Here is a 26,234-nt window from a genome sequence, read left to right as displayed (position 1 = left end):
CCTGCTACCGATCGCTTCGAGTCCAGTGCCATTCCAGGTTCCACTGGCGATGACCGGGCGTTTGATCGATGTTTTCCCCCAGTATAGATAAAAATCGGGAACGCGGGATACATCGTGCCCCGAGGCTGATCAAGTGATTGTTCTCCACCTGGCAATCCATCATGGCGTAGCCCCACTGCTCGAGTTGGCGCGCGACGTGAACGAAGACGATCTTGGAGGCGTCGGTTTCTCGCGTGAACATGGATTCACCGAAGAAGCAGCGACCGATGGCGACGCCGTAGAGTCCGGCAACCAGCTCGCTGTTGTCGTTCCAGGCTTCGAAGGAATGGGCCAGGCCCCGGCGGAAAAGCCGCTTGTAGGCCTGCTCCATTTCGTCTGTAATCCAGGTTCCTTCGTCCCTGACGTCGGCGCAGCCGCGGATGACCCCGGAAAAGTTGCGGTCGATGGTAATCCGGTAGCGCTCCTGGTTCAGTGTCCGTCGCAGGCGACGGGCGATATGCACTTCGCCGGGGAAGAGCACGCAGCGGGGATTGGGCGACCACCAGAGGATCGGTTGCTCGTCGCTGAACCAGGGAAAAATGCCTTTGCGATACGCCAGTTCCAGACGTTCGGGCGCAAGATCCCCTCCGATGGCCAGCAGGCCATCCGGTTCGTCCAGCGCTTCGTCTGGAGACGGGAACCAGAGTTCATCGGGATCAAGCCAGGGCAATGAGGTCATCTTGGGATCGGCTGCTCCAGGGAATGCCGGGGGCTCCTTGATTCAAGCGTAGCATGGGCTCGATGCGGCGACACGGTAAAGCGGCAAGCTCAGGGGAGACCGGGGCAGGCCCGTTCGGCTTACCCCGGTGTTGATGGCGATCAGTCGCCCAACTGGTCCAGGAAGCGCTCCGCGTCGAGCGCGGCCATGCAACCGAAGCCGGCGGAAGTGACGGCCTGGCGATAGACGTGGTCGGCCACGTCGCCGGCGGCAAAGACGCCTGGCACGCTGGTCTGTGTGGCCATACCCTCCAGGCCGGAGCGGATGCGCAGGTAGCCGTTCTCCATGTCCAACTGGCCCTGGAACAGGTCGGTGTTGGGCTTGTGGCCAATCGCGATGAAGACGCCAGCGAGTTCCATCTCCTGGGTATCGCCGGTCTTGGTGTTCCTGATCCGCATGCCGGTGACGCCGGTGGCATCGCCCAGCACCTCATCCAGGGTATGGTCCCAGACAATGCGAACGTTGCCGTTCTTTTCCTTCTCGAACAGCTTGTCCTGCAGGATCTTCTCGGCCCGCAGTTTGTCGCGGCGGTGCACCAGGGTGACTTCGTCGGCAATGTTGGACAGGTACAGCGCCTCCTCGACGGCCGTGTTGCCGCCGCCGATCACGGCGACTTTCTGCTTGCGATAGAAAAAACCATCGCAGGTGGCGCAGGCGGAGACGCCCTGGCCCTTGAACTTCTCCTCGGAATCCAGGCCCAGGTACATGGCGGACGCACCGGTGGCGATGATCAGGGCATCGCAGGTGTACTCGCCGCTGTCGCCCTTCAGTCGGAAGGGGCGCTGATTCAGGTCGGCCTCGTTGATGGTGTCGTAGACCACCTGGGTTTCAAAGCGCTCCGCGTGTTTCAGCATCCGCTGCATCAGTTCCGGGCCCTGGACGCCGTCGTTGTCGCCGGGCCAGTTGTCCACGTCGGTGGTGGTGGTGAGCTGGCCACCCACTTCGATGCCGGTGATCAGGGTCGGCTTCAGGTTGGCGCGGGCTGCATAGACCGCTGCGGTGTAGCCCGCCGGGCCCGAACCCAGGATGATCAGTCGGGAGTGCTTAACGTCGCTCATGATGCCTTCTCTCTTGAAACGTGACTCACGGGGTTCATGACCCGTTCAGTAAATGGGGGCGAGAATAGCACGAATGCAAGGCTCGCCTGAATTGATTGCCCCAATACGGATTATTGCGCCGGGCTATGGTCCTGGCACGGCGGAGTCGCCCGACAGGATATCCGCGCCGGGGCATAGACTTGTCAGGCCAGGACCGGCACCAGCTCGAGCAGTTGCCGGACCCGCTGGCGGCTCTGGGCGGGATCGCCCTGTTCCAGGCGGTGCCGGGCAACGGCCGGGAAGACCGCCTGGACGTCGTCCGGCAACACATGGTGGCGCCCATCCATCAGCGCCCAGGCGCGGGCTGCACGGATCATGCCCAGCCCGGCGCGGGGCGAAAGACCGTAGAGCAGGCCGGGCATCTGCCGGCTCTGCTGAAGGATGCGCTGGACGTAGTCCAGCAGCGGACCGCTGGTTTTGACCCGGTCGACCGCCTGTTGCAGGACCTGCAGGTCGTCGCGGCTGACAATGGGCCGGAGTTTTTCGGTCAATTCCCGGCGGTCGGAACCTTCCAGTAACGCCCGCTCGGCTCGCGGGTCAGGGTAACCGAGTTCGATACGCATCAGGAAACGGTCCAGTTGCGACTCCGGCAACGGGAACGTGCCTCCCTGTTCCAGCGGGTTCTGGGTGGCGATGACGAAGAACGGATCCGGCAGCGGCCGGGTCTCTCCCTCGATCGAAACCTGGCGTTCTTCCATCGCCTCCAGCAGTGCGCTCTGGGTCCTCGGTGATGCCCGGTTGATCTCGTCGGCGAGGACCACCTGTGTGAAGATCGGGCCCGGGTGAAAGACCAGGCTGCCGGCTTCCCTGTCGTACATGGAAAAGCCCAGGACGTCGGCCGGAAGCAGGTCGTTGGTGAACTGGATGCGGGTGTAGCTGAGATCCATTGCCCGGGCCATGGCGTGAGACAGGGTGGTCTTGCCCATGCCGGGGATGTCCTCGATCAGCAGGTGCCCGCGGGCAAGCAGGCAGCAAACGGCCAGGCGGACCTGGTGATCCTTGCCCAGGAGGATGCCGTTGAGTTGCCCGACCGTGGCATCGATCAGCTTCTTCATGGGAGCCCTCAGTCCCGCACGCGCTGCATGATGTCACCGTAGGCGTCGATGCGCCGATCCCGCAGATAGGGCCAGATCCGACGGATGGACTCGCTGCGGTCACGGTCGATCGTGGCATGCAATATGGTTTCTTCGGTGTCGTCGGCTCGCGCCAGGAATTCGCCTTGCGGACCACAGATAAAACTGTTGCCCCAGAAGCGGATACCGCCGCCGACCCCTTCCGGGTGGGGCTCGGTGCCGACACGGTTGGGTGCGATGACCGGCAGGTTGTTGGCCACAGCGTGGCCCCGCTGTACCGTGACCCAGGCCTCCAGTTGGCGCTGCTGCTCGGCGGGCTCGTCGGTCACGTCCCAGCCAATGGCGGTGGGATAGATCAGGATTTCCGCGCCGGCCAGGGCCATCAGGCGCGCGGCCTCGGGATACCACTGGTCCCAGCAGACCAGCACGCCCAGCTTGCCCACGGACGTCTGGATGGGGGTGAAGCCGCTCCGGCCGTCGTTGAAAGTGGCGTCCCCCGGCGTGAAGTAGAATTTCTCGTAGAAGCCCGGGTCGTCGGGAATGTGCATCTTGCGATACAGGCCGGCGAGGGCGCCGTCCGTATCGAACACGACGGCCGTGTTGTGGTACACGCCGTTCATGCGCCGCTCGAATATCGAACCCACCAGAACGATGCCCAGTTCCCGGGCCAGGCCGGCCAGTCGCTCGGAGGTCGGGCCGGGAATGGGCTCGGCCAGGTCGAAGGTGTCCGTGTCCTCGTTCTGGCAGAAGTAAAGTGTGGCGTGCAGTTCCTGCAGGACAACCAGTTGCGCCCCGTCGGCTGCCGCCTGGCGAACCCGCTTTTCCGAAGTGGCCAGGCTTACGTTCTTGTCGTTGCTGCAGGTCTGCTGGATAGCGGCGACCTGTAGCTGGCGTTGTGCGCTCATGGGCGGACGACTCCCTCGGGCAATTGCATGGTGACGCAGTGGAGGCTGCCATGCTGGTGAATCAGGGGCTGGCAGTCGATGGCGATGACCTCCCGGTCGGGGAACAGTTCCTGCAGCACGCGGCAGGCCTCGTCATCCCCTGGAACACCATAGACCGGCAGCAGAACGGCACCGTTGATGATCAGGAAGTTGGCGTAGGTGGCCGGCAGGCGCTCGCCCTCATCGCCGTAACAGGCCTGCGGCCAGGGCAGGGCGGTCAGGGTGTAGGGGCGGCCATCCGCGGTGCGGAACTGGCGGAGTTCGTCTTCCATGGCGGTCAGTGCGGCATAATGCTCGTCGCTTTCGTCATCGCACCGGACGTAGCAGATGTGATCGGGGGCCACGAAACGCGCCAGGGTGTCGATATGGCTGTCGGTATCGTCACCGGCCAGATAGCCGTGGTTGAGCCATAGAACCCGCTCCGCACCGAGGGTATCGCGCAGGATGCCTTCGATCTGGTTGCGGTCATAGTCCGGATTGCGGCTGGGGGAGAGCAGGCATTCGCTGGTCGTCAGGATCGTGCCCTGGCCATCGGATTCGATCGAACCGCCTTCCAGCACGAAGTCGATCGCTTCCAGCGGTGTGCGGCCGAACAGACCCGCTTCGCACAGGGCGCGGTTGAGCGCATCGTCCTTGTCCCAGGGAAACTTGTCGCCCCAGGCGTTGAAGCGGAAATCCAGCAGTCTCAGCCCGTCGTCAACAACCGCGATGGGGCCATGATCCCGGGCCCAGGTGTCGTTGGCGGGCAGCGTGCTGGCCAGCACCTGTCCGGGCAGTCCATGGCGACGGGCCCAGTCGTTCAGGGACTCGGCCAGAGTCCGGAGCCTTTCCGGATCCTCGCAGCTGATAACCAGGTGTTCAAAGCGCAGGACGGCCTTCGCGATGGCTTCGAAAACGGGGTCGACCAGGCCAAGCCGGTCCTGCCAGTCGGTACCGGCATGGGGCCAGGTCAGCATGACGGCGCTTTGGGGCGCCCACTCGGCGGGCATACGGCGGGACATACTCAAGATTCTGCTCACTCTGTCCAGTCGGGGCGGCCGCTCCAGTGGTGTCAGACCCGGTCTCGGGCCGCCTGAAAAGTCGCTATTCTACCGGGTACGAACCTGTACGCCAGCGTGCTGGATCCGTATTCGGATATTACTGACGAGCGCTGCTATTTCGACGCCGGTTTCCTGACCGAATGGATGACGTGGTCGTATTCGAAGTAGACGGTGAAGTCGTCGTAGATCCACTGGGTAATGGGTGGATCGCCAACCGGTCCCTTGATGGCCTGGGGCTGTCCGTAGTGCTGACGGACCTGGTCCTGGAGCTGGCCATGCCTGGGCATGTCAACCGTTCCGCGCTCGGTACCCTGTTGCATCACCGGGGTCTTGAGTTCGTCGGCGCTTGTGACCAGGGGCGCTGTCATCAGCAGACCACCCAAGATCAGGCCAAGTACTGTCCGACTGGCCAGATGGCGCCAGGAAGTGCTGGAAGTAACGGTGTTCATCGATCGGATTACCTTATGGTTACTGCATGGAAGGCGGCCCTTCGCCACGCTCAGGACGCCCGGGAACCAGGGGGCATTCGTCCTGTCCTGAGGGGTAATGCTACCGCTGATAAGGGGCGTGTCGTTCCTCATTGACAGTCCGGGCTTGGCCGGCAGTTCCCTGAATTACGTAAATTTATTATCAGTCCAACAGTACTACAGGTTATGGTCCAGAGAAACTTTTTGGTGCCCGGTTGGATAACCATGACGATGAGCGGTGATGGTCGGCGGCTCAGGCCTGGTCCCGCTGGCGTTGACGGATCTGCCAGCGCATGACATGACGGGCGATCATCTGGCGGTCGGCATCGTCCAGCCTGGTGAATTCGGCGTGGAGCCAGCGTTCCCCGTCATCGTCTTCACTGATTGAAACGATGGTGGCCGTGCCGCGGGGCATGAACAGTTCCGGCGGCAGGGTGAGGCGGACAGCCAGCCGGTCCCCCTCGTGCAGGGTGGGATCCGGGGCGGGGAAGGCGATGCCGCCTTCGCTGAGCGTTACCTTGGTCCATCGCTCCGGTTGCAACGGATTTTGCTCAAAGGCCATAATGCGCGCCAACGTGTCGACCTTGGAATTAAAGGATTTCATCAGGTTGGCCAACAGGCGGTCCTTTTCGGCAAGTCCGGCGAGCTGGTTGCGGATGTCCACGTCGATTCGGCGCAGCTCTTCGTGCAGCGGCTCCAGGATGTCGTCGCCGAAAGGGTGGCCCGGGTCCCCGTCGGTCCCGGAATCCAGGCGCTTTATCTCGAGACCGACATGATCGTGGATCCTGAAGTAGTCACGCCGGTCCTCGTCGAGAGGTGGAACCATAGCTAACCTCGCTGAGTGCCTTGAACAGGCTGGTGTTGTTTTGAGTCTGCGCCTTTTCCAGCATTCCTGCATCACTTGCTGCGACACCATCGAACAACGGGAAGGGTGCCGGCGAGATCGCCCGGTGCCCTTCAAGTTTAACAGCTCGGCGCGCCCCATGTGGCGAGCGTCGACACAGACTCCAGGGAAGTGGTAGGCCCTCTACATGTTCAAACCCTTATCTTTCTCGATTGGCATGCGGTACACCGCGGCCAAACGTCGCAACCACTTTATTTCCTTTATTTCGTTGATGTCGATGCTGGGCCTGATGCTGGGCGTGGCGCTGCTCATCATCGTGCTGTCCGTCATGAACGGTTTCGACCGGGAGTTGCAGACCCGCATCCTGGGTATGGTGCCGCACGCCACTATCCAGGGGCAGAACACCATCGATGACTGGCAGCGCATCGATCGCCTGGCGACACAGGATCCGGAGGTGATTGCCGCCGCACCCTACATCCAGGGGCAGGGCATGATGACCGGGCGGGGCAATGTCCACGGCATCCTGCTCAACGGCATCCTGCCGGACCAGGAGCGGGAGGTGTCCATCATCGACAAGCATATGGTTCAGGGCTCGCTGGATGATCTCAAGTCCGGCGAATTCGGCATCATTATCGGCCGGTTGCTGGCGGCCAGCCTGAGGGTCCAGGTCGGCGACAAGGTGACTGTGGTCATGCCGGAGGCCTCCATTACGCCGGCGGGTGTGTTGCCGCGACTCAAGCGTTTTACCGTCAAGGGCATCTTCAAGGTGGGCGCCGAGCTGGACGCCAACTACACCCTGATCCACATGGACGACGCCGCCAAGCTGATGCGCACCAATGGCAAGGCTCAGGGTGTCCGGCTGCTGGTGAAAGACCTGTTCAAGGCACCCAGCGTTGCGGAGCGGGTGGCCCGCAGCCTCGGCGGCCGTTACTACGTGTCCGACTGGACGCGGACCCACGGCAACCTGTTCCAGGCCATCCGCATGGAAAAGACCATGATCGGCCTGCTGCTGATGTTCATCGTAGCGGTGGCCGCCTTCAACGTGGTGTCCACGCTGGTGATGGTGGTCACCGACAAGACGGCCGACATCGCCATCCTGCGCACCATGGGCGCGACGCCCGGGCGGATCATGCGGATCTTTATCGTGCAGGGTGCCATCATCGGCGTGATCGGTGTTCTGGTAGGGACGCTGCTGGGGATACTTGGCGCGGAAAACGTCAGTGCCGTGATTGCCTGGCTTGAGCACGTGACCGGGCACCAGTTCCTGAGCCCGGATGTGTACTTCATCAGTTACCTGCCGTCGGAGCTGCAGTGGGAAGACGTGTTTATCATCAGTGGTGCCGGTCTGGCCATGAGCCTGCTGGCGACAATCTACCCGGCATGGCGTGCATCCCGTGTCGATCCGGCGGAGGCCCTGCGCTATGAGTGAAGTAGCTGAGAATATTCAACGTGCGGAGGATCGACCGCTGGTGATCGACTGTCGTGCCCTGACCCGGATCTATAAGCAGGGGCCGGTCGAGCTTACCATTTTCTCCGATATCTCCCTGGCTGTCGGTGCCGGGGAAACCGTGGCGATCGTGGGCAGCAGCGGCGCTGGCAAGACCACCCTGCTCAATCTGCTCGGCGGGCTGGACAAACCCTCCGGTGGTCACATCGAGATCTGCGGTGTGGATATCCACGGCCTGAACGAGAAGGGGCGTGCCCGCTTCCGCAACCGGCAATTGGGGTTCGTTTACCAGTTCCATCATCTTCTGCCGGAATTCACGGCCCTGGAAAATGTAATGATGCCCGGCGCTCTGGGCGGCCTTTCCATGGCGGAGGCCAAGGAGAAGTCGCGCCTGATCCTCGACAAGGTCCGCCTGGGTAAACGCCTGAATCATAAGCCGGGGGAACTGTCCGGCGGCGAGCGCCAGCGGGTGGCCATCGCCCGCGCCCTGGTCAACGAACCGGAGTGCGTGCTGATGGATGAACCCACCGGCAATCTCGATGAACATACCGGTCGTGAGGTGCAGGGGTTGATTGAATCGCTGCGCGACGAGCTGGGTACCGCCTTTGTCGTGGTGACCCATGACATGGGAATGGCGCGCCGACTGGGGCGGGTGCTGCACCTGGAGGAAGGCCAGCTCTTCGAGGATCGTTGATCGCCTGGGAGTCGGGTCTACGGCGGTGGGCGGCTCGTTCAGGGCGCCCGCCGCCCCTGATCGATCAGGCCGATTGCTGTCGCAGCATCCGCCGCTTGCGCCAGTCACTGCGGACCTTGCGGCGCCACAGGTACTGGATGATCAGATAGCTGATGCAGGCGCCGACCACGCCGACGACGACTGAGCCGAAATAGAGTGGTACGCCGATATCGATCAGCTGTTCGCTGAGCCAGTGCCAGGACAGGTGAAACTCGAAGTCCAGCACGGGTCTCCCCAGCAGCCAGGCGCCAACCTTGTAATTGAAATAGAAGATGGGCGGCATGGTCAGCGGGTTGCTGATCCAGACCAGGGCAACGGACACCGGCAGGTTGGCGTTGAACCAGATCGCAAAGAAACCCGCAGCCAGCATCTGGAACGGCATCGGTATGAAGCAGAAGAAGACGCCGATCAGGAATGCCCGGCACACGGCGTGACGGTTAATGTGCCAAAGGTTGGGCTCATGCAGGACGTCGCCGAGGAAGTGCAGGGCTTTCATTTCCCTGATTCGCTCCGGTGTCGGCATGTGACGCTTGATGAACCGTTTGGGCATAGCGTTCCGGTCGGTTGTCCGTCCTGTTCGGCGTCAAGGCGATAAGTGCCGACTGTGCCGTAATTATGGTTGAAGGGGCAAGGATTGCCCGGGAGTTATACTGTGCGAGCAGGGATCGCTGCATTCGCGGGCGGCGTAATCTTACTGTATTGCGTCGGCGAAATACCACCGTGGCCCATACCCGTAATTGCCCTGATCATGGGCTTTTTTCTCGCCCGGCGTCGATCGGTGTTGCTTCGGCGCGCCGGCGTTCTCCTCTTCGGGCTGTCAACAGGATTGACCTGGGCGGCCTGGATGTCCAGTGATCGTCTTGCCACCCGCCTGCCTCACGCCCTCGAGCCAGGGACCCACCTCGTTGAAGGATATCGCTGCAGTCTGGTGGCTCCCGGCGCGTATCACAGCCTGCGGTTCGATTTCTGTGTGACGCGCTGGCCGGAGGCCGTGCCCGGCCACCCCATAGCCGCCCGTCGTTTGCGATTGGCTTTGTATGGCGCCGAACCATCGCTTGCCCTGCCGCGCCAGTTGCGTTTGAAGGTGCGCCTCAAGGTGCCTCACGGCTCAGTCAATCCCGCTGGCTTTCGTTACGAAACCTGGTTGTTCCGGCACGGCTTTGATGCGACAGGAAGTGTTCGGGACTGGTCCCCCCAGCGGGTGCCCTGTGGCTTGGGATGTCACTATCATGCCTGGCGCGAGCAGGTGGCGGGGATCCTGGCCGGCGCCTTTGGCAGGCTGGACAGCTATCCGTTGATCGAGGCGTTGCTGATGGGGGAGCGCCGACTGTTGAGCGCGGACGACTGGACGGTCTTCCGCAAGACCGGTACGTCCCACCTGATTGCCATCTCCGGTCTGCACATCGGGTTGGTCGGTGTGTTTGTCGGAGGCCTTGTTGGTGGATTGCTGAGGCGGTGGCCGGGTGGCCCGGGCGCACGCTGGCGACGGCGCCTGGTGTTTGGCGCGAGCCTGGGCGCCTGCGCGGTATATGCGTTGCTGGCCGGGTTCACCGTGCCCACCCAGAGGGCGCTGGTGATGGTGGCTGTCAGTGGGCTGGTCTACATGCGGGGTCGGCAGTCCGGTTACTGGACGGCCTGGCTGGCGGCACTGGCCCTGGTCCTGCTGCTGGATCCGTTCGCGCCCCTGGATGGCGGCTTCTGGCTGTCGTTCGGGGCCGTCGCCGGTTTGATCCTGATCTTCTCGACGCGGCTCAGGCCGCCCGGGCGGATCGGTACATTGCTGCTTGCCCAGTTGGGCGTGATGGCCGGACTGCTGCCGATCCTGATGGTGCTGGGGCTGCCTTTCTCGGTGACCGGATGGCTGGTCAACCTGGTGGCGATTCCGCTGATGTCGTTCCTGCTACTCCCTGGCATGTTCCTCCTGGTGCCGTTGGGTCTGCTGGTTCCGGGGAGCCAGCCGGTGGTGGATCGGTTGCTGGATTGGGGACTGGGCGGTTTCATGACCGGGCTGGGTTTTATCGCGGACCGGTCGCCGGAAGGGCTGGCGCTGCCGGCTTCATTGGCCGGACTGGTGGGTGGCATGGTGCTGGTGATGCTGTTCCCGGTTCGCTGGTGGACGCGGGCAGGTCTGTTGCTGGCGGCGGCCGGGCTGCTGTGTGGCCAGGTGACGGCTTTTGCCGGACCGGGCAGGGCAGCGAACGATGCGGTAACGGTTCCGGAACTCTGGATCTGGGACGTCGGTCAGGGGTTGGCGGTGACCTATCGTGATGGCAATAAAGTGTTGCAGTACGACACCGGACCAGGTTCGCCGGCCGGCTACACGGCGGTCAAGGAGGCTCTGCTGCCGGGGTTCCGGTCCACCGGTATCCGCGACCTGAACTGGCTCATGATCAGCCATGGCGATGCCGATCACGCCAGCGGGCTGGACGAGTTGCTCGCTCATATCCCGGTTGAGCGGCAAGGCAGCGGCGAGCCCCGGAGGGTGGAACAGCGTGCCGGACCCGGTGCGCGGGGCACGTTCTCTCCCTGCCGTAAAGGTGGCTGGCTCGGGGCGTCGTGGATCGATGTCTGGCAGGATGCCGGGGCCGGGCCGGGTAATGCCGCATCCTGCGTGCTGCGAATTCGTCGCAATGGCTACGCCATCATTCTGCCCGGCGACATTACCGAAGAACAGGAGCATCGGTGGTTGCGTTCGCATCCGCCCCTATCTGGTCTGCGTCGCATCGTGGTGGCGCCACACCATGGCAGTAGAACATCGTCCAGCCCGGACTGGGTGCGACAACTGGCCCCCGAGCTTGTCGTCTTCTCGGCCGGCTACCGTCATCCCTACGGCCATCCGGCACCGGAGGTCCGTCGACGCTATCGCGCCGTCGGCGCCCGGACCGTCAATACTGCGACGTCCGGGGCGGTGCACGTACGTTTGGAAAATGACGCGCCCAGTCTCCATGTCGAGCGGGCCGACGCCCCGTTCTGGATTGAATCGCCGCCGGATCAGTGACCTGGAGCCGGTTTCAGGGTGTGGCGAGCAGGGCCGGCTGTGCTAAAGTAGCGCGCGGCTGTTCATTATCAGGGAGACAAAGCGTGTTAGAGCTTCTAAAGGCGGGTGGCATCATCATGGTGCCGATCATTGCGTGTTCGATCCTCGCCCTGGCTATCATCCTCGAACGTTTCTGGTCACTGCGGGTGTCCCGCGTGGCGCCGGAAAGCACGATCAACGAGCTGTGGCGCTGGATCAAGAAAAAGGACCTGAATGCCCGCAAGATCAAGGCTCTGCAGTCTTCCTCGCCGTTGGGTCGTGTCCTGGCCGGGGGGCTGATGAACGCCAAGCATGGCCGGGAGATCATGAAGGAGAGCATCGAGCAGGAGGCCAGTCAGGTCATCCATGAACTTGAACGTTTCCTCAATCCGCTGGGTACCGTGGCCACCATTACTCCGCTGCTGGGCCTGCTCGGTACCGTCATCGGTATGATCAAGGTATTCGCCGAGATTCAGCTGGCCGGCGTCGGCAATGCGGGCAACCTGGCCGGTGGTATTTCCGAAGCCCTGATGACGACAGCGGCGGGCCTCAGCGTCGCTATCCCGGCGCTGATCTGCCATCGCTATTTCATCCGGCGCGTTGACGAGCTCGTTGTCAGCATGGAGCAGGAAGCCATCAAGCTGGTCGAAGTGGTTCACGGCGATCGTGAAATCGATGTAGACGCAGAGGGAGCCTGAGCGCCGTGAAGTTCAAGCGCCAGAGAAGTCAGGAAGTCAGCGTCGATCTTACCCCGCTGATCGATGTGGTTTTCCTGCTGTTGATTTTCTTCATGGTCTCGACCACCTTCACTCGGGAAAGTCACCTCAAGGTGGATTTGCCCGAAGCGAAAGGCGATGTGTCCGAAGCGCAGGCGAAGCAGGTGGATGTGGTGATTACGGCGGAAGGCCAGTACTCGGTCAACGACCGGCCGCTGGTCAACAATCAGCGGGCGACGCTGCAGAAAGCCGTGCAGGATGTGTCCGGTGGCAATACCCAACTGCCGTATATCATTACCGCGGACGCACAGACACCGCATGAGTATGTGGTGCGGGCGATGGATGTTGCCGGCCGGCTGGGTTTCGTCAAACTCAGTATCACCACCCAGCGCGAATCCGAGGGTGACTGACCGAACCTGCCCCGGTGGCTTCGGGGCAGGCGCAGTAACCGACCGATCATCGACCGGAACGGAATTATGAGTGCGGAGTCCGCGACCAACTGGCAGACCTACAGGCGTCTGCTGTCTTACGTCAGGCCTTTCTGGCTGGCGTTCCTGCTCGCTGTGGTGGGCAATATCATCTACGCCGCTGCCTCGACGGGCATGGCCGCGGCGATGGAATACGTCATCAAGGCGATCGAAAACCCCACCGACCAGAACCGGCTGATGCTGACCGGAATGATCGTTGGCGTGTTCGCCATGCGGGGGCTGGGTACCTTCCTGGGGCAGTACTTCATCAACTATGTCGGACGTCACGTGGTCAATGCCCTGAGAAACCAGGTGTTTGACCGCCTGCTGCGTTTGCCTTCCCGTTTCTATGACGACCACTCCAGTGGCCATCTGGTATCGAAGCTCACCTTCAATGTCGAACAGGTTGCCGACGCCACCACCAATGCGGTGACCATCACGCTGCGTGAAGGGCTCACGATCGTCGGCCTGATGGGCTTCATGCTGTACACGAACTGGAAGCTGACGCTGATCTTCCTGGCCTTGGGGCCGGTGATCGGGTTTGTCGTCAGCTACGCCAGCAAGCGCTTTCGCAAGCTCAGCCGGCGCATCCAGGGCTCCATGGGCGATATCACCCATGTGTCCTCGGAGACGATCAGCGGTTACCGCGTGGTGCGGATCTTCGGTGGTGAGCAATACGAGCGGGACCGCTTCCATGAGGTCAGCGGCCGTAACCTGACCCAGAGCCTGAAGATGGCTTCCACCCAGGCGATCAGCGTACCGGTCATCCAGATCCTGGTGGCGTTGTCCATTGCCGCCCTGGTGTGGGTGATGCTGGCGCCGGAAATCCGTGGCGGGATGACCACCGGACAGTTGGTGGCCTTTATTACGGCGGCGACCACCATGGCGAAGCCGATCCGTCAGGTGACCTCCGTGCATGCCAAGATCCAGAAGGGCGTTGCCGCGGCGCACGATGTCTTCGAGACCATCGATGAGGCGCCGGAAGAGGACTCGGGGACGTTTGCCCCGGAACGGGTAAAGGGCAACATCAGCTTCAGACAGGTGCGTTTCCATTACCGTGATCAACTGGACGATGTCCTCAAGGGTATCGACCTGGAGATCCCGCAGGGCCAGAGTGTGGCGCTGGTTGGCCGCTCGGGCAGCGGCAAATCCACGCTGGTCAGCCTGTTGCCCCGTTTCTACGACTACACCGACGGCGAGGTGCTGATTGACGGGGTGGCCCTGCCGGAATACACGCTGGCGGCCCTGCGCCGACAGATCGCCCTGGTCACGCAGAACGTGGTGCTCTTCAACGACACCATTGCAGCCAATATCGCCTATGGCGCCCTGCGCGAGTATTCCCGCGAGGAAATCCGCGAAGCGGCGGCCAAGGCCCATGCCCTGGAATTCATCGACCGCATGCCGAAAGGCATGGATACGCTGATCGGCGACAACGGGGTGATGCTGTCTGGCGGGCAGCGACAGCGCCTGGCGATTGCCCGGGCACTGCTCAAGGATGCCCCGATCCTGATCCTGGACGAAGCCACCTCAGCGCTGGACACCGAGTCGGAGCGGCACATACAGGACGCGCTGGACCTGGTCATGAAAGGTCGCACCACCCTGGTGATCGCCCATCGCCTGTCGACCATCGAGAAGGCCGACCGTATCCTGGTGATGGATGGCGGCCAGATTGTCGAAGCCGGTCGCCACGAGGACCTGTTGGGGCAGGGCGGTATCTACGCCCAACTGCACCAGACCAACTTCAGCGAGGCAGGCTAACGGCCATGGTGGATCGCCTCTGGTACGGTTCCGGCCGGCCGCTGTGGCCGCTGTGGCCGTTGGCCTGGCTGTACCGGTTTATCACGCGCCGCCGGCGTCAGGCGTTCCTGGGCGGTCGCCGGGTGGCAACACGGCCGCCGGTGCCGGTGATCGTGGCGGGCAACATAACCGCCGGCGGTACCGGCAAGTCCCCGTTAACCCTGGCGATCGTCGAGCACCTCAAGGCAAGTGGCTGGCGTCCGGCCATCGTCAGCCGGGGATACGGCGGTAAGGCCGATCATTACCCACTGCGGGTTCGCAACGATACCCCCGCCAATATCTGCGGTGACGAGCCGCGCATGCTGGCCGATCAGGCGCAGGTGCCGGTGATTGTGGACCCGATGCGTGCCAGGGGCGCGATCTGGGCGTACGATGAGGGTCTGGCGGATGTGCTGGTGTGCGATGATGGCATGCAGCATTACGCTCTGGGCCGGGATATCGAGATTGCCGTCTTTGATGGCGAGCGCGGCTTGGGCAACGGGGCTCCGATTCCGGTGGGTCCGCTGCGCGAGGACGCTTCCCGCCTGGGAGCGGTCGACGCGGTGGTATTCAATGGCCGGGGCATTGCGAATATCGACCACCGGCATACGGCGGTGATGCAGCTTGAGCCCGTCGGGCTCGCGAACGTGGTTTCCGGGGAGCGGCAACCGGTTGCGTGGCTGTCCGGACGAACCGTGAGTGCCATCGCCGGGATCGGTAACCCCGAGCGGTTTTTCCGCACGCTCCGACAACTGGGGGCCGAAGTATCGGCCAGGGCCTTGCCGGATCATCATGAGATCCAACAGGGCGACCTGGAGCGACCTGCCGGCCAACCCCTGATCATGACCGCCAAGGATGCGGTAAAGTGCCGGTTCCTGGCCGACGGTGATTGCTGGGCGTTGGAGATCCGCGCCAGCCTGCCGGGGACATTCTGGACTATGCTGGATATGCGGCTGGCGGAACTGACCAGGACGCCAGCCTGAAACCTGAGAGATGGAACCATGGACAAGAAACTGATTGCCATGCTGGCATGCCCTGTCTGCAAGGGTGAGCTGGCGCTCAATGAGGCCCGGGACGAGTTGATCTGCCGTCCCGACGGTATGGCTTTTCCGGTGCGTGAGGGCATACCGGTCATGCTGGCGAGTGAAGCACGCACCCTGACAACCGACGAGCGCCTGGAAAAGCGCTGACCGTCGTCTGAATTGCCGCCGGGTCTGCTGCCCGGCATGCCACTCCGGATACAGCGAAGAGTCAGGTACGACCATGTCATTTACCGTAGTGATTCCCGCACGCTATGCATCCACCCGCCTGCCGGGCAAGCCGCTCCTGGAAATCGGCGGGCAAACCATGATCGAACACGTCTACAACCGCGCCTGTGAGAGCGGGGCGGCCCGGGTCATCGTGGCCACCGACGACGACCGGATCGCATCCGCCGCCGAGGGTTTCGGCGCGGAAGTGGTGATGACAGCCGCCGACCATGCCTCGGGTACCGATCGCCTGGAAGAGGTGGCGCGGACACTGGGACTGGGTCCCGAGGAGCGTATCGTCAACGTTCAGGGCGATGAACCCCTGATCCCGTCGGCGCTGATCAACCAGGTGGCGGCCAACCTGGACCGCCATCCGGACGCCTCCATAGCCACATTGTGCGAGCCCATAGAGCGAACCGACCTGGTGCTGAATCCCAATGTGGTCAAGGTGGTCCGGGGGCATGACGGTTTTGCCCTGTATTTCAGCCGGGCACCGATTCCCTGGGCCAGGGAGGCCTGGCAGCATCTGTCGTCGGTGGCTGGGGAGGGCGTGCCCCAGGGCATCCAGTACCTGAGGCATATCGGCATCTATGGCTATCGGGTGAAGCTGCTGCACGATTTCGTCAGCTGGTCGCCGTCGCCGCTCGAGCAGGCCGAGTCCCTGGAGCAGTTGCGGGCCCTTGAGAATGGGGCGCGGATCCATGTGGACATCGCCAGCGAGCGGCCGGCAGGTGGCGTCGATACGCCGGAAGATCTCGAACGCATGCGCAAGGTCTTTGCCGACGGGCTGCTGGAGGTGGAGCAGGATGCCTGAGCCGGTTCGCGTGCTGTTTGTCTGCATGGGCAATATCTGTCGCTCACCGACCGCGCATGCCATTTTCCTGAAGCGGATCGAGGAGGCGGGGCTGGAGGACCGGATTGTGGTTGATTCCTGCGGCACCGGCGGCTGGCATATCGGCGATCCACCGGATCCCCGGGCGACGGAAGCCGGCGCCCGCCGCGGCTACGACCTGTCCCCGTTGCGGGCCCGGCTGCTCCGGCCCGGCGATCTGGATGCGTTCGACTACGTCCTGGTGATGGACCAGGACAATCTGGTGCGCTCCAGCGACCTCAATCCCGGGGGCCGGACCCGGCCTGAGCTGTTCCTGGCCTATGCGCCGGACAGTCCGGTGGACGAGGTGCCGGATCCGTACTATGGCGATGGCTTCGAGCGGGTGCTGGATCTGATTGAGTCGGCCTGCGACGGCCTGCTGGATCATATCCGGGAGCACCGGCTTTGAACGGCCGGGTGATCGAACCGACGGCAGACGTTTCCCTGCAGGCGCTCAATACGCTGCGGCTGCCGGCACGGGCCGCCTGGTTTGTGCGCGTCACGGACGTGACTTCGCTGCAGGCCGCGTTGGACTGGGCTGACGAGCGAAAGCTGTCGGTGCTGGTGCTGGGGGGCGGCAGTAACGTCATCCTGGCCGGAGACTTTGACGGGCTGGTGATTCGGGTGGGTATCACCGGTCGATGCTGGAGTGCGGTAAGCGGCGACATGGCGGTACTCGAGGTAGGGGCCGGCGAGAACTGGCACGAAACGGTAATGTACACCGTGAAATCCGGCTATCGGGGGCTGGAAAACCTGGCCCTGATCCCCGGTACCGTGGGCGCGGCTCCGATTCAGAATATTGGTGCTTACGGGGTTGAGTTGTCGGCCACATTGCTGGATGTGGAAGCCTGGGACCGTGACACCGGAGAAGTCCGGCGTCTGATGGCGGAGGACTGCGAATTCGGCTACCGGGACAGTGTATTCAAGCGTCATCCCGAGCGCTTCGTTATCCTGCGCATTCGTCTGCAGCTGTCCAGGACGGCCCCGCTCAACCTGGGGTACCGCGACCTCCAAGAGTACTTTGCCGACGAGGACATTGAGAACCTGACCGCCGAGGATGTGGCGCAGGCCGTTATCCGGGTGCGCTGCCGGAAGCTGCCCGATCCGGATTTCCTGCCCAACGTGGGAAGCTTCTTCAAGAACCCGGTGGTGGGTATGGAGCAGTACGACGCGTTAAAGACCCGGTTTCCGGAACTGGTTGCCTATGTGGGGGAGAGCAGCGCCAAGCTGGCAGCGGGCTGGCTGATCGATGCCTGCGGCTGGAAAGGGTATCGGGAATCCCATGTCGGCGTGCATAACCGTCAGGCGCTGGTACTGGTCCATCATGGCGACGGGCAGGGCGCGGAACTGCTGTCCCTCGCCGCCCGGATTCGTGACGATGTCCAGGCCCGCTTCGGCGTCACGCTGGAGGTGGAACCGCGGATTTTTCCGCTCGCCCTCAGGGAGGAATTCCGCTTCAGCTAGGCGCTGGTATACGGTCCTGGACGGGATATGCTTCCTGTCACGCATAAAAAAGCCACCCGATCAGGTGGCTTTTTTGGTTTCCGGCGTCTGTCCCGGTTCAGGTCAGCCGCACTTGCTGTCGCCGCAGGACAGGCAGGTGGCACAGCCGTCCATGACGATCACCGCCTTGGTGTTGCACTTGCCGCACAGGGTCGCGTTGGCCGGGTAGTCGTTGCTGTCCCCGTCGTTGGTGGACTCGGACTGGCGGGACTCGAACTCCGCGCGCTTTTCGGCCAGGACACGCTTGGCGACCTCGCCGATTTCCTCGCTTTCAATCAGGCCGATGGCCTTCATGTGACGCTCGATGACGGCGCCGATTTCGGCAACCAGTGACGGCATGAAGACGCCGCCTTTCTTGAAGTAGCCGCCGTTCGGGTCATACACGGAGCGCAGTTCCTCGACCAGGAAGGTGACGTCGCCACCCTTGCGGAACACCGCCGAGATAACGCGGGTCAGGGCGATGACCCACTGGAAGTGCTCCATCGACTTGGAGTTGATGAACACTTCATACGGCTGACGGCTCTCGTGATCCGTCCCTTCGTTGAGCAGGATGTCATTGATGGTGATGTACATCGCGTGCTCGGCGATCGGCGGTTTGATCTTGTAGGTGGTTCCCAGCAGGAAATCCGGCCGCTCGATGTTCTCGTTCATCTTGATCGGTGCCGGTTCCTTGTTCTCCGGCACGTCGGTCTTGGGGGTGTCGTCAGCCTTGGTGACCCGGTAGCCAACGATTTTCTTGTCGATCTTGACGGTCATCTTTCTATGTCCTGTGTGCTGTGGTGACGGTTCAGTACTTGCCGTAAGTGCCTTCTTTCAGGGCGTCGAACAGGTTCGCGGCGGTGTGGATCTCGCCGTCGTACTCGACCTCTTCGTGCCCTTTCAGGCTGACCTTGGAACCGTCGTCCAGGGTAAATTCATACAGCGTACTCTCCAGATCCTTCTGTTTGACCAGGACGCCCTGGAAGGCCTCCGGGTTGAAGCGGAACGTGGTGCAGCCCTTCAGACCCTTCTCGTAGGCGTACATGTAGATGTCCTTGAAGTCCGGATACGGGAAGTCGGTCGGGACGTTCGCCGTCTTGGAGATCGACGAGTCGACCCACTTCTGGGCAGCTCCCTGGATATCCACATGCTGTTTGGGCGTCACGTCGTCGGACGTGGTGAAATAATCCGGCAGCTTGGCTTCCGGGTCGTCGGAGAAGGGCATGGCCTTCGCATTGACCAGGTGGCGGTAGGCCAGCAGTTCGTACGAGAAAACGTCGACCTTCTCTTTGGTCTTGCGGCCTTCCCGGATCACGTTGCGCGCGTAATGGTGCGAGAAGCTCGGCTCAATCCCGTTACTAGCGTTGTTGGCCAGTGACAGGCTGATGGTGCCGGTCGGCGCGATGGACGTGTGGTGCGTGAAGCGACCGCCTTTCTCCGTCAGCTTGGCAACCAGTTCCGGTTCCACCTCGCCAATACGCTGCATGTAGCGGCTGTACTTGGCATGCAGGACGCGGCCCGGCACCCTGTCGCCTTCCTTGATGCCATCCTCGCTCAGCTGCGGGCACTTGGCCAGCATCTTGCCGGTCACCTCGAACTCGTCGTTCATGATCGGAGCCGGGCCCTTTTCCTCGGCCAGCGACAGGGACTGGCGCCAGCCCTCGACGGCCATCTCGCGCACGACGTTTTCAGTGAACGCGACAGACTCTTCGGAACCGTACGGCATGCGCAGCATCGCCAGGGTGGAGCCCAGGCCCAGGATGCCCATGCCATGGCGGCGCTTGTAACGGATCTCATGACGCTGTTCTTCCAGCGGCAGGCCGTTGATTTCCACCACATTGTCGAGCATGCGGGTGAAGATGCCGACGACCTGGCGGTACTTCTCGTAGTTGAAGCTGGCTTTCTCCGTAAACGGATAGTCGACGAACTTGGTCAGGTTGACCGAGCCCAGCAGGCAGCTGCCGTAGGGCGGCAGGGGCTGCTCGCCGCAAGGGTTGGTCGCGCGGATGTCCTCGCAGAACCAGTTGTTGTTCATCTGGTTGACCTTGTCGATCAGGATGAACCCCGGCTCGGCGTAGTCGTAGGTGGACGTCATGATGCTGTCCCAGATGAACTGGGCTTTCACGGTCTTGTAGATGCGGCAGGCCACTTTGCCTTCGTCGTTGCAGACGTAACCTTCCTGGACCGGGAAATCACGGTATACGAAGCTGGATGCGTCGTTCAGGTCCAGCCCTTCGGATTCCGCTTCCTGTTCGGTGACCGGGAAGGAGAGGTGCCAGTCTTCCCCGTTCTTCACCGCTTCGATGAAGTCTTCGGTGATCAGCAGCGACAGGTTGAACTGGCGCAGACGACCGTCTTCACGCTTGGCCTGGATAAAGTCGATCACATCCGGGTGGTGCACATCGAAGGTCGCCATCTGGGCACCGCGCCGGCCGCCGGCCGAGGACACGGTAAAGCACATGCGGTCGAAGATGTCCATGAAGGACAGCGGACCGGACGTCGTCGCGCCGGCACCGGCAACGTAGGCGCCTTTGGGCCGCAGGGTGGAGAACTCGTATCCGATGCCGCAACCGGCTTTCAGGGTCAGGCCGGCTTCGTGGTTCTTCTCCAGGATGTCGTTCATCGAGTCGTCGATGGTGCCGGACACGGTGCAGTTGATCGTCGAGGTTGCCGGCTTGTGAGCTTCGGCGCCGGCATTGGAGGTGATGCGGCCAGCCGGGATAGCGCCGTTCTGGAGAGCCCAGACGAACTCCTTGAAGTACTTCTCGCGTTTGGCCTTGCTGGTCTCCACCTGGGCGAGGGCACGGGCAACACGCGAATAGGTGTCCTCGATGGTCTGGTCAACCGGATCACCACTCTTGGTTTTCAACTGGTATTTGCTGTTCCAGATGTCCAGCGAGGCATCCTGCATGGGAATGGTTGTCATGAGTTCCTGTACTTTCGCGTTCATTGCCGCCCTCAAAGCTCCGATTATTCCTTGATCCAGGCTCCTGCAAGCCCGACCCCTGTTGCCGGGCACGCTATGGCCCGGATCAATAAGAAACACTACATCTGGTGTTTGCGTGCCTGTCGTACTGCGACACCGAAGCCGGCGCGCTATTGCCGGTCTGAACGGTGTTTCGACGGTGGACCTGCGCTTGATACTTACCGTTGTCGTCGGCTGGGTTGTACGAAATAAACCCAATATATCGGTCGATTTGTGAAAAGTATAACAGGATATTGTGGTCTGTGAAGGAAGCGGAAACTATCGATTGCTGGTCGATGGTCGATAATTTTCAATCTAACCGGTCTTGAAAAATGGTGATGAACGGCAATCGACCGTCTACGCGCCGTCCCTGGCCACGCCACAACATGTTGTGTCTGCCCTGGGTGATTTTTGAGCGGTTTTTGCCGCAGTCACGTTGGAAATGTGATCGCATGCACGTCGACGCAAGTGACGTGTCGCTAAAGTGGGATGATGGAGGGAATCTGTGAGTCGCCATAGAGCCACAGGCTGTATCGCTTCATAACACCCATAAAAGCAATAAGGGACTATAAAAATGCAAGGCCTGAAACTGAGTCCGCTAGCCCTGTGCCTGGCTTTTGCGCCAGTGACCAGCTTCGCGGAGATCCAAGCGCTCGACGAGAGCGAGATGGGCAATGTGACCGGTCAGTCCGGTGTGTCCATTGAGCTCGAAACCAAGGTCAATATCGACGAATTCCGCTATACCGATGAGGGAACCCTGGCGATCAGCGATATTGAAATCGGGGGGACCAACCGTACCAACCTGTTCCCGGAAATCGGCACCAACATGACCAGCCAACCGGCCAGCGACCTGCTGGACAACATCAGGATCAACATTGATGTGCTGGGAGACGGCGATGCGGTCATCAACATCCTGCCGAATACCTTCGGTGCGGTGGACTTCCGAATGAGTACCGGCCAATGGGAATTGCGGGGTGCGACCGACAGTACAACCATCCTGGATAACTTCCATATGGATGCACTGATCGGTTCCGCAACGATACGGGTGGATACCGCAACCGATATCCTCAACTTCAAGACGGACATTGCCATCGACGATATGGATTTCGACGCTCCCTTCCTGGCGGTTGGGGTCCGTGACCTGCGTCTGACCGGCGATGAGTACGATCCGGTGGCGCCGCAGCCCCTGGACGTGTTTGCCGGAGTCGAGATGGACGTGTATCACGGCACCCGCGCAGACGGTCAGAGTGCGCTCGCCATCGATCTGCGGGAATTCCGTTCCGATGTATCCATCGGTGGGGTCCTGGTCGGGGGTACCTCGATCGGATCGATTGCCCTGGATAACCTGGCGATCTCCAACACGTCCCTGCGCGTCTACGGGCACTGATTACTGTCCGGGAGGGCCGCGGCTTGAAGTCGCGGCCCTTCTTCCCTGTCTTTCCCGTTGCCGGCCGTGCGCTACCGGTAATAGCGCTGGCTGATGTTCTCCAGTCGCGTGTAGCCGTTCTCGTCAGCGGCGGTCTTCAGCCAGCTCCGGCACGTCAGCGAACAGCAGAGCCTGTGCAGCATGCGATGCTCGTTGCCATGCCACTTCCCGGTTGTCAGAACAATGGGTGTAAACGCCACAATGCCGCTTGGCGCCGATAGCAAGCTATCAACAGCGTTCTCCCCGGAAAGCTGGCGGGAAAGGGCGGCGATTACCCGCCCAGGCGACACAACGATCGGGCTGCATCGCCAGAATGGCCCGTTCAGCCCAGCAACAGGCTGTCGTCGGTGACTTCAATACCACGCTGCTTCTCGAACAGCTTCAGCAGATCGCTGACGGTCAGCCCCTCGCGATCCTGGCCGGCAATATCGAACACCACCTGGCCCTGATGCAGCATGACCGTGCGGTCGCCGACTTCCAGCGCCTGCTTCATGCTGTGGGTGACCATCAGTGCCGTCTTCTCCTGTTCGCGGATAATGCGTTTGGTGAGATCAAGCACGAATTCGGCGGTCCGTGGATCGAGCGCGGCGGTGTGTTCGTCCAGCAGCAGGATGCTGGAGGGGTTCAGGCTGGCCATCAGCAGGCTGACCGCCTGGCGCTGGCCTCCCGACAACAGCCCCATCTTGTCGCCCAGGCGGTTCTCCAGGCCCAGGTTCAGCGTCGCCAGCCCCTCCCGGAAACGGTCCCGGTAGCGGGTCTTGACCGCCGTGCCCAGGCCCCGGCGCATACCGCGCTTGATGGCCAGGGCCATGTTCTCCTCGATGGTCAGGTTCTCGCAGGTGCCGGCCAGCGGGTCCTGGAACACCCGCGACACGCGCCCGGCCCGTTTGTGGGTGGGCAGCTTGGTCACATCTTCGCCGTCCACTTCGATGACGCCGCTATCCACCAGGACTTCGCCGGAGAGGGCGTTGAGGAAGGTCGATTTACCGGCCCCGTTGCTGCCGATCACCGTCACGAACTCGCCCTGGTTGACGGTCAGGCTGAGGCCGCAAAGCGCCGGATTCTCCAGCGGCGTTCCCTTGCCGAATGTGAGTCTGAGGTTTTGTGCTGCAATCATGGCTCAGCTCCGGGCGAAGAACGATTTCACCGAATGGCGGGCACCCGGCAGGACGATGGCAAGGGTCACCAGCACGGCGGTAATCAGGTTGAGGTCCTGGGTTTTCAGGCCGATGAACTCCGCATTCAGCGCCAGGGCAATCGCCAGGCGATAGAGGATGGCGCCGATCAGGCAGGCCAGCAGGGCCCGCAGCACCGAGCGCGGCGAGAGGACGGCTTCACCGCCGATCAGTGAGGCGAGGCCCACCACAATCACGCCAACGCCCATGGTCACGTCCGCGGCACCCTGGCTCTGCGCAAACAGGGAGCCGGCCAGGGCGACCAGGCCGTTGGAAAGGGCAACACCCAGGATGATCATCCAGCCGGTGGCGATCCCCTGGGCTCGTGCCATGCGGGGATTGGCGCCGGTGGCACGCATGGCCAGGCCGGTTTCGGATTCCATGAAGCGCCAGAGGAGGATCAGTACCACGACGGCAACGATGAAGAACAGCACCACCGGTACCTGATGGAACGCCAGCCCCATGTCATACCAGGGGGTCAGTACTGTCTCCTCGGACAGCAGGGCGATGTTGGGGCGCCCCATGATGCGCAGGTTGACCGAGTACAGCGCGATCATGGTCAGGATTGAAGCCAGCAGGTTGAGGATCTTCAGCCGGACGTTGAGGGTTGCCGTGACGGCGCCGGCGGCCATGCCCGCAATAATCGCCGCGCCGGTGGCCAGCCAGGGATTCCAGCCGTTGATGATCATGACGGCTGAGACGGCCGCTCCCAGGGGGAAGCTGCCGTCGACTGTCAGGTCGGGAAAGTCGAGTACCCGAAACGACAGGTAAATCCCGAAGGCAACCAGGCCGTAGATCAGCCCGGTTTCAAAGGCCCCGTACAGGGCGATTTCGCTCAGCATGGTGGTCCTACTGCACTATGGATCAGTTTTCGATGACTTTCTCGGCGTCCGCGATCACGTCCGGCGCCAGCTCGATACCCATGCGCTTGGCGGCGCCCGGATTAACATACAGCGACAGGTCCTCGACGCCGCCGACCGGAATGTCACCCGGTTTCTCGCCCTTGAGGATGCGCCCCACGATTTTGCCGGTCTGACGGCCGACATCGTAGTAATCGAAGCCCAGGGCGGCGACGGCACCGCGGGAAACAGTGGCGGTATCCGCGGCAAAGACAGGGATCTTGGCGCGCTCGCCTACGGAGATGACCGCTTCGGCGGCGGAGATCACGGTATTGTCCGTGGTGAGGTAGATGGCGTCGGCCTTGCCCACCAGTGACCGGGCGGCGCCGAGTACTTCGGAGGTCTTGGTGGCTGCGGCTTTGACCAGGGTCAGGCCGCGGGCCTTGAGGCGTTCTTCCAGGTCGTTGACCAGTGCCACGGCGTTGGCCTCGCCCGGGTTATAGACGGTGCCGATGGTCTTGGCATCCGGCACGACCCGCTGGACCATGTCCAGGTGTTTGTCGAGCGGCAGCATGTCGCTGACACCGGTGATGTTGCCGCCAGGATGATCCAGGCTCTTGACCAGGCGGGCGCTTACCGGGTCGGTTACCGCAGAGAATACGACAGGGATGTCACGGGCTGCTGCGGCCACGGTCTGGGCGGACGGGGTGGCAATGGCCACGATCACGTCCGGCTGGTCGCCCACGAACTTGCGGGCGATCTGGGCCGCGACAGCGGTGTTGGCCTGCGCGCTTTCATGCATATAGCTGACGTCGCTCCCCTCGGCGTAGCCTTCCGCCGTGAGCTCATCCTTGACGCCCTGGTAGACGGCATCCAGGGCCGGGTGTTCGACGATCTGCGTCACGGCGACGACACGTGGGTCGGCATGCAGGGCGCCGGCCACAAGCAGCGCCAACGCGGAAAGCACAACTCTCAGGATAGAACGATTCATGCAGTGATACTCCCGATCCTCTGGTGGTTGTTGGTGAGCCGTCTGAAGCGGAAATCAGCTGGCGGGGCCGCGTGAGCCATGATGGATGGCCCCGCCGAATCAGCGGCTCTTCATTATTTCATTGCCCGGGATAAATCGCTGGGCCGCAGAAAAACGCCGGATTTTACCACAGAATGTAAGGGTTACTCTCTACGGGGTAGCCGCAGTGCACGCCCTCACGAAGATGGACGGACGTGCCGGTAGCGAAACTGGGTCCGCAGGTTGTGACCGGCGCGCAGGATGGTGTAGCCGAAGCTCGCGGTAAAAAGCAGGGCGAGGGCAGAGAGTAGCACGTCGGAAGTCATGTCGCCGTGCAGGCCCAACTGGAAGGCCTTCAGGGTTCTGCCAACGTGCTGGAGCAGCAGGTAGAGCGTAAAGCCGAGTCCCAGGATGCAGGACAGGATCTGGGTCACGCTGATCATCAGAGGCGGTATGGTTGCCCGGTGGCCGCAGTAGCTGCATTGGTAACGGTCGGCCGCATCCGGCTCGTCAAGGCGCGACACCGGGTCCATCAATCCCTTTCGGCAGTCAATGCAGACGTACATGATTTCCTTCCTGTTTCTCGTCTTCATCGCATTATGCTCATGTTGTCAGGGAGCTGTCGGGGCCTGGATCACGTTTCCCGGATTCCTTCCGGCGAAGCGCGCTTGAGCCGGTGTGCGACTGCCGCTATCGTGATTTAGTTGAAGACCTGTCACATTCTGGCGAAAGGGGCTGTGTTGAAATAACCCGTGACAGGACAGGCCCCGAAGGCCACCGGTGTCGGCGGGCGCAGCGTGGTGCTCCGTTGGACCGGTTTCAGCGCATCCTAGCCGTGTTGGC

26 protein-coding genes are annotated in these 26,234 nt (G+C 62.2%); 12 read left to right on the top strand and 14 right to left on the bottom strand.

The genetic code is table 11. The features are described 5' to 3' along the window. Positions 1–4: 4 nt before the first annotated feature. From aat to EZI54_RS02080, 7 genes are all read right to left on the bottom strand, one after another. Positions 5–718 (bottom strand): leucyl/phenylalanyl-tRNA--protein transferase, encoded by a 714-nt coding sequence (aat, locus tag EZI54_RS02110; RefSeq protein WP_131478547.1) that lies wholly within the window; start codon positions 716–718, stop codon positions 5–7. Positions 719–858: 140 nt separating this feature from the next. Continuing rightward, a complete protein-coding gene (gene trxB / locus EZI54_RS02105) occupies positions 859–1,815 on the bottom strand; it encodes a thioredoxin-disulfide reductase (protein ID WP_131478545.1) in 957 nt (318 codons plus the stop codon). Positions 1,816–1,997: 182 nt separating this feature from the next. After that, complete coding sequence (locus EZI54_RS02100; RefSeq protein WP_131478543.1) at positions 1,998–2,909, bottom strand: AAA family ATPase; 912 nt, start codon at positions 2,907–2,909, stop codon at positions 1,998–2,000. Positions 2,910–2,917: 8 nt separating this feature from the next. Beyond that, entirely contained in the window at positions 2,918–3,832 is a 915-nt protein-coding gene (locus tag EZI54_RS02095) for a carbon-nitrogen hydrolase (protein WP_131478542.1), read from the bottom strand. Further along, complete coding sequence (locus tag EZI54_RS02090; RefSeq protein ID WP_278248696.1) at positions 3,829–4,872, bottom strand: agmatine deiminase family protein; 1,044 nt, start codon at positions 4,870–4,872, stop codon at positions 3,829–3,831. The genes EZI54_RS02095 and EZI54_RS02090 overlap by 4 nt, the downstream gene beginning before the upstream one ends. 152 nt (positions 4,873–5,024) lie before the next feature. Beyond that, complete coding sequence (locus EZI54_RS02085) at positions 5,025–5,279, bottom strand: hypothetical protein (RefSeq protein WP_131478540.1); 255 nt, start codon at positions 5,277–5,279, stop codon at positions 5,025–5,027. A 352-nt stretch (positions 5,280–5,631) separates the two neighbouring features. After that, positions 5,632–6,204, bottom strand: coding sequence for a PilZ domain-containing protein (locus EZI54_RS02080; RefSeq protein WP_131478538.1), 573 nt, complete (start codon positions 6,202–6,204; stop codon positions 5,632–5,634). Between the two features lie 205 nt (positions 6,205–6,409). Between EZI54_RS02080 and EZI54_RS02075 the strand changes: the two genes are divergently transcribed. Beyond that, complete coding sequence (locus EZI54_RS02075; RefSeq protein WP_131478536.1) at positions 6,410–7,651, top strand: lipoprotein-releasing ABC transporter permease subunit; 1,242 nt, start codon at positions 6,410–6,412, stop codon at positions 7,649–7,651. After that, complete coding sequence (locus EZI54_RS02070; protein ID WP_131478534.1) at positions 7,644–8,363, top strand: ABC transporter ATP-binding protein; 720 nt, start codon at positions 7,644–7,646, stop codon at positions 8,361–8,363. The genes EZI54_RS02075 and EZI54_RS02070 overlap by 8 nt, the downstream gene beginning before the upstream one ends. Before the next feature lie 64 nt (positions 8,364–8,427). Here EZI54_RS02070 and EZI54_RS02065 read toward each other — a convergent pair whose 3' ends face one another. Beyond that, positions 8,428–8,952 carry a DUF2062 domain-containing protein gene (locus tag EZI54_RS02065; RefSeq protein WP_131478532.1) on the bottom strand — a complete coding sequence of 175 codons (525 nt, stop codon included), beginning with the start codon at positions 8,950–8,952 and terminating at the stop codon, positions 8,428–8,430. A 102-nt stretch (positions 8,953–9,054) separates the two neighbouring features. Between EZI54_RS02065 and EZI54_RS02060 the strand changes: the two genes are divergently transcribed. The 9 genes from EZI54_RS02060 to murB all read left to right on the top strand — a co-directional run bounded on the left by EZI54_RS02060 (position 9,055) and on the right by murB (position 17,959). Continuing rightward, positions 9,055–11,400, top strand: coding sequence for a DNA internalization-related competence protein ComEC/Rec2 (locus EZI54_RS02060; RefSeq protein WP_278248695.1), 2,346 nt, complete (start codon positions 9,055–9,057; stop codon positions 11,398–11,400). 83 nt (positions 11,401–11,483) lie between these two features. Continuing rightward, positions 11,484–12,116: a MotA/TolQ/ExbB proton channel family protein gene (locus EZI54_RS02055; protein WP_131478528.1), complete on the top strand. Its 633-nt coding sequence runs from the start codon at positions 11,484–11,486 to the stop codon at positions 12,114–12,116. 5 nt (positions 12,117–12,121) lie between these two features. Beyond that, on the top strand, positions 12,122–12,544 hold the full coding sequence (locus EZI54_RS02050; RefSeq protein WP_131478526.1) for an ExbD/TolR family protein: 423 nt from the start codon (positions 12,122–12,124) through the stop codon (positions 12,542–12,544). Between the two features lie 66 nt (positions 12,545–12,610). After that, entirely contained in the window at positions 12,611–14,359 is a 1,749-nt protein-coding gene (msbA, locus tag EZI54_RS02045) for a lipid A export permease/ATP-binding protein MsbA (protein WP_131478524.1), read from the top strand. 5 nt (positions 14,360–14,364) lie between these two features. Beyond that, positions 14,365–15,360, top strand: coding sequence for a tetraacyldisaccharide 4'-kinase (gene lpxK / locus EZI54_RS02040; protein ID WP_131478522.1), 996 nt, complete (start codon positions 14,365–14,367; stop codon positions 15,358–15,360). Between the two features lie 18 nt (positions 15,361–15,378). Further along, positions 15,379–15,567 carry a Trm112 family protein gene (locus tag EZI54_RS02035; RefSeq protein ID WP_131478520.1) on the top strand — a complete coding sequence of 63 codons (189 nt, stop codon included), beginning with the start codon at positions 15,379–15,381 and terminating at the stop codon, positions 15,565–15,567. Positions 15,568–15,640: 73 nt separating this feature from the next. Continuing rightward, the gene (gene kdsB / locus EZI54_RS02030) at positions 15,641–16,438 is read left to right on the top strand and encodes a 3-deoxy-manno-octulosonate cytidylyltransferase (RefSeq protein WP_131478518.1); all 798 of its coding nucleotides are present in this window, start codon (positions 15,641–15,643) and stop codon (positions 16,436–16,438) included. Next, on the top strand, positions 16,431–16,904 hold the full coding sequence (locus EZI54_RS02025) for a low molecular weight protein-tyrosine-phosphatase (protein ID WP_131478516.1): 474 nt from the start codon (positions 16,431–16,433) through the stop codon (positions 16,902–16,904). The genes kdsB and EZI54_RS02025 overlap by 8 nt, the downstream gene beginning before the upstream one ends. Further along, positions 16,901–17,959 carry a UDP-N-acetylmuramate dehydrogenase gene (gene murB, locus EZI54_RS02020; protein ID WP_131478514.1) on the top strand — a complete coding sequence of 353 codons (1,059 nt, stop codon included), beginning with the start codon at positions 16,901–16,903 and terminating at the stop codon, positions 17,957–17,959. Before EZI54_RS02025 ends, murB begins: the two co-directional genes overlap by 4 nt. A 102-nt stretch (positions 17,960–18,061) precedes the next feature. On the opposite strand, the gene EZI54_RS02015 is transcribed toward murB, so the two are convergent. Then, positions 18,062–18,754: a TSCPD domain-containing protein gene (locus EZI54_RS02015; protein ID WP_131478512.1), complete on the bottom strand. Its 693-nt coding sequence runs from the start codon at positions 18,752–18,754 to the stop codon at positions 18,062–18,064. Positions 18,755–18,785: 31 nt separating this feature from the next. Then, positions 18,786–20,927, bottom strand: coding sequence for an adenosylcobalamin-dependent ribonucleoside-diphosphate reductase (locus EZI54_RS02010; protein ID WP_131478510.1), 2,142 nt, complete (start codon positions 20,925–20,927; stop codon positions 18,786–18,788). Positions 20,928–21,516: 589 nt separating this feature from the next. Here EZI54_RS02010 and EZI54_RS02005 point away from each other — a divergent pair. Then, positions 21,517–22,329: a DUF6160 family protein gene (locus EZI54_RS02005; RefSeq protein ID WP_131478508.1), complete on the top strand. Its 813-nt coding sequence runs from the start codon at positions 21,517–21,519 to the stop codon at positions 22,327–22,329. A 361-nt stretch (positions 22,330–22,690) separates the two neighbouring features. Here the strand turns inward: EZI54_RS02005 and EZI54_RS02000 are convergent, their stop codons facing one another. From EZI54_RS02000 to EZI54_RS01985, 4 genes are all read right to left on the bottom strand, one after another. Then, complete coding sequence (locus EZI54_RS02000) at positions 22,691–23,485, bottom strand: ABC transporter ATP-binding protein (protein ID WP_131478506.1); 795 nt, start codon at positions 23,483–23,485, stop codon at positions 22,691–22,693. Between the two features lie 3 nt (positions 23,486–23,488). Beyond that, positions 23,489–24,385: an ABC transporter permease gene (locus EZI54_RS01995; RefSeq protein WP_131478505.1), complete on the bottom strand. Its 897-nt coding sequence runs from the start codon at positions 24,383–24,385 to the stop codon at positions 23,489–23,491. Positions 24,386–24,407: 22 nt separating this feature from the next. Beyond that, on the bottom strand, positions 24,408–25,373 hold the full coding sequence (locus EZI54_RS01990; protein ID WP_131478504.1) for an ABC transporter substrate-binding protein: 966 nt from the start codon (positions 25,371–25,373) through the stop codon (positions 24,408–24,410). Between the two features lie 215 nt (positions 25,374–25,588). Next, complete coding sequence (locus tag EZI54_RS01985) at positions 25,589–25,957, bottom strand: hypothetical protein (protein WP_131478503.1); 369 nt, start codon at positions 25,955–25,957, stop codon at positions 25,589–25,591. Between the last annotated feature and the right edge of the window lie 277 nt (positions 25,958–26,234).

This window comes from Marinobacter halodurans, from assembly GCF_004327985.1.
Classification (GTDB): domain Bacteria; phylum Pseudomonadota; class Gammaproteobacteria; order Pseudomonadales; family Oleiphilaceae; genus Marinobacter_A; species Marinobacter_A halodurans.
Note: the sequence above shows the minus strand (reverse complement) of the source record. Positions and strands in the feature narration are given on the sequence as shown.

Coding starts and splice junctions, on each gene's coding strand:
- trxB (WP_131478545.1), bottom strand. CDS start 1,815: ATGAGCGACGTTAAGCACTCCCGACTGATCATCCTGGGTTCGGGCCCG.
- EZI54_RS02085 (WP_131478540.1), bottom strand. CDS start 5,279: ATGACAGCGCCCCTGGTCACAAGCGCCGACGAACTCAAGACCCCGGTG.
- EZI54_RS02005 (WP_131478508.1), top strand. CDS start 21,517: ATGCAAGGCCTGAAACTGAGTCCGCTAGCCCTGTGCCTGGCTTTTGCG.
- EZI54_RS01995 (WP_131478505.1), bottom strand. CDS start 24,385: ATGCTGAGCGAAATCGCCCTGTACGGGGCCTTTGAAACCGGGCTGATC.
- msbA (WP_131478524.1), top strand. CDS start 12,611: ATGAGTGCGGAGTCCGCGACCAACTGGCAGACCTACAGGCGTCTGCTG.
- EZI54_RS02065 (WP_131478532.1), bottom strand. CDS start 8,952: ATGCCCAAACGGTTCATCAAGCGTCACATGCCGACACCGGAGCGAATC.
- aat (WP_131478547.1), bottom strand. CDS start 718: ATGACCTCATTGCCCTGGCTTGATCCCGATGAACTCTGGTTCCCGTCT.
- EZI54_RS01985 (WP_131478503.1), bottom strand. CDS start 25,957: ATGTACGTCTGCATTGACTGCCGAAAGGGATTGATGGACCCGGTGTCG.
- EZI54_RS02070 (WP_131478534.1), top strand. CDS start 7,644: ATGAGTGAAGTAGCTGAGAATATTCAACGTGCGGAGGATCGACCGCTG.
- EZI54_RS02000 (WP_131478506.1), bottom strand. CDS start 23,485: ATGATTGCAGCACAAAACCTCAGACTCACATTCGGCAAGGGAACGCCG.
- EZI54_RS02025 (WP_131478516.1), top strand. CDS start 16,431: ATGCCTGAGCCGGTTCGCGTGCTGTTTGTCTGCATGGGCAATATCTGT.
- EZI54_RS02095 (WP_131478542.1), bottom strand. CDS start 3,832: ATGAGCGCACAACGCCAGCTACAGGTCGCCGCTATCCAGCAGACCTGC.
- EZI54_RS02100 (WP_131478543.1), bottom strand. CDS start 2,909: ATGAAGAAGCTGATCGATGCCACGGTCGGGCAACTCAACGGCATCCTC.
- EZI54_RS01990 (WP_131478504.1), bottom strand. CDS start 25,373: ATGAATCGTTCTATCCTGAGAGTTGTGCTTTCCGCGTTGGCGCTGCTT.
- EZI54_RS02035 (WP_131478520.1), top strand. CDS start 15,379: ATGGACAAGAAACTGATTGCCATGCTGGCATGCCCTGTCTGCAAGGGT.
- EZI54_RS02080 (WP_131478538.1), bottom strand. CDS start 6,204: ATGGTTCCACCTCTCGACGAGGACCGGCGTGACTACTTCAGGATCCAC.
- EZI54_RS02010 (WP_131478510.1), bottom strand. CDS start 20,927: ATGAACGCGAAAGTACAGGAACTCATGACAACCATTCCCATGCAGGAT.
- EZI54_RS02090 (WP_278248696.1), bottom strand. CDS start 4,872: ATGTCCCGCCGTATGCCCGCCGAGTGGGCGCCCCAAAGCGCCGTCATG.
- EZI54_RS02075 (WP_131478536.1), top strand. CDS start 6,410: ATGTTCAAACCCTTATCTTTCTCGATTGGCATGCGGTACACCGCGGCC.
- EZI54_RS02015 (WP_131478512.1), bottom strand. CDS start 18,754: ATGACCGTCAAGATCGACAAGAAAATCGTTGGCTACCGGGTCACCAAG.
- lpxK (WP_131478522.1), top strand. CDS start 14,365: ATGGTGGATCGCCTCTGGTACGGTTCCGGCCGGCCGCTGTGGCCGCTG.
- kdsB (WP_131478518.1), top strand. CDS start 15,641: ATGTCATTTACCGTAGTGATTCCCGCACGCTATGCATCCACCCGCCTG.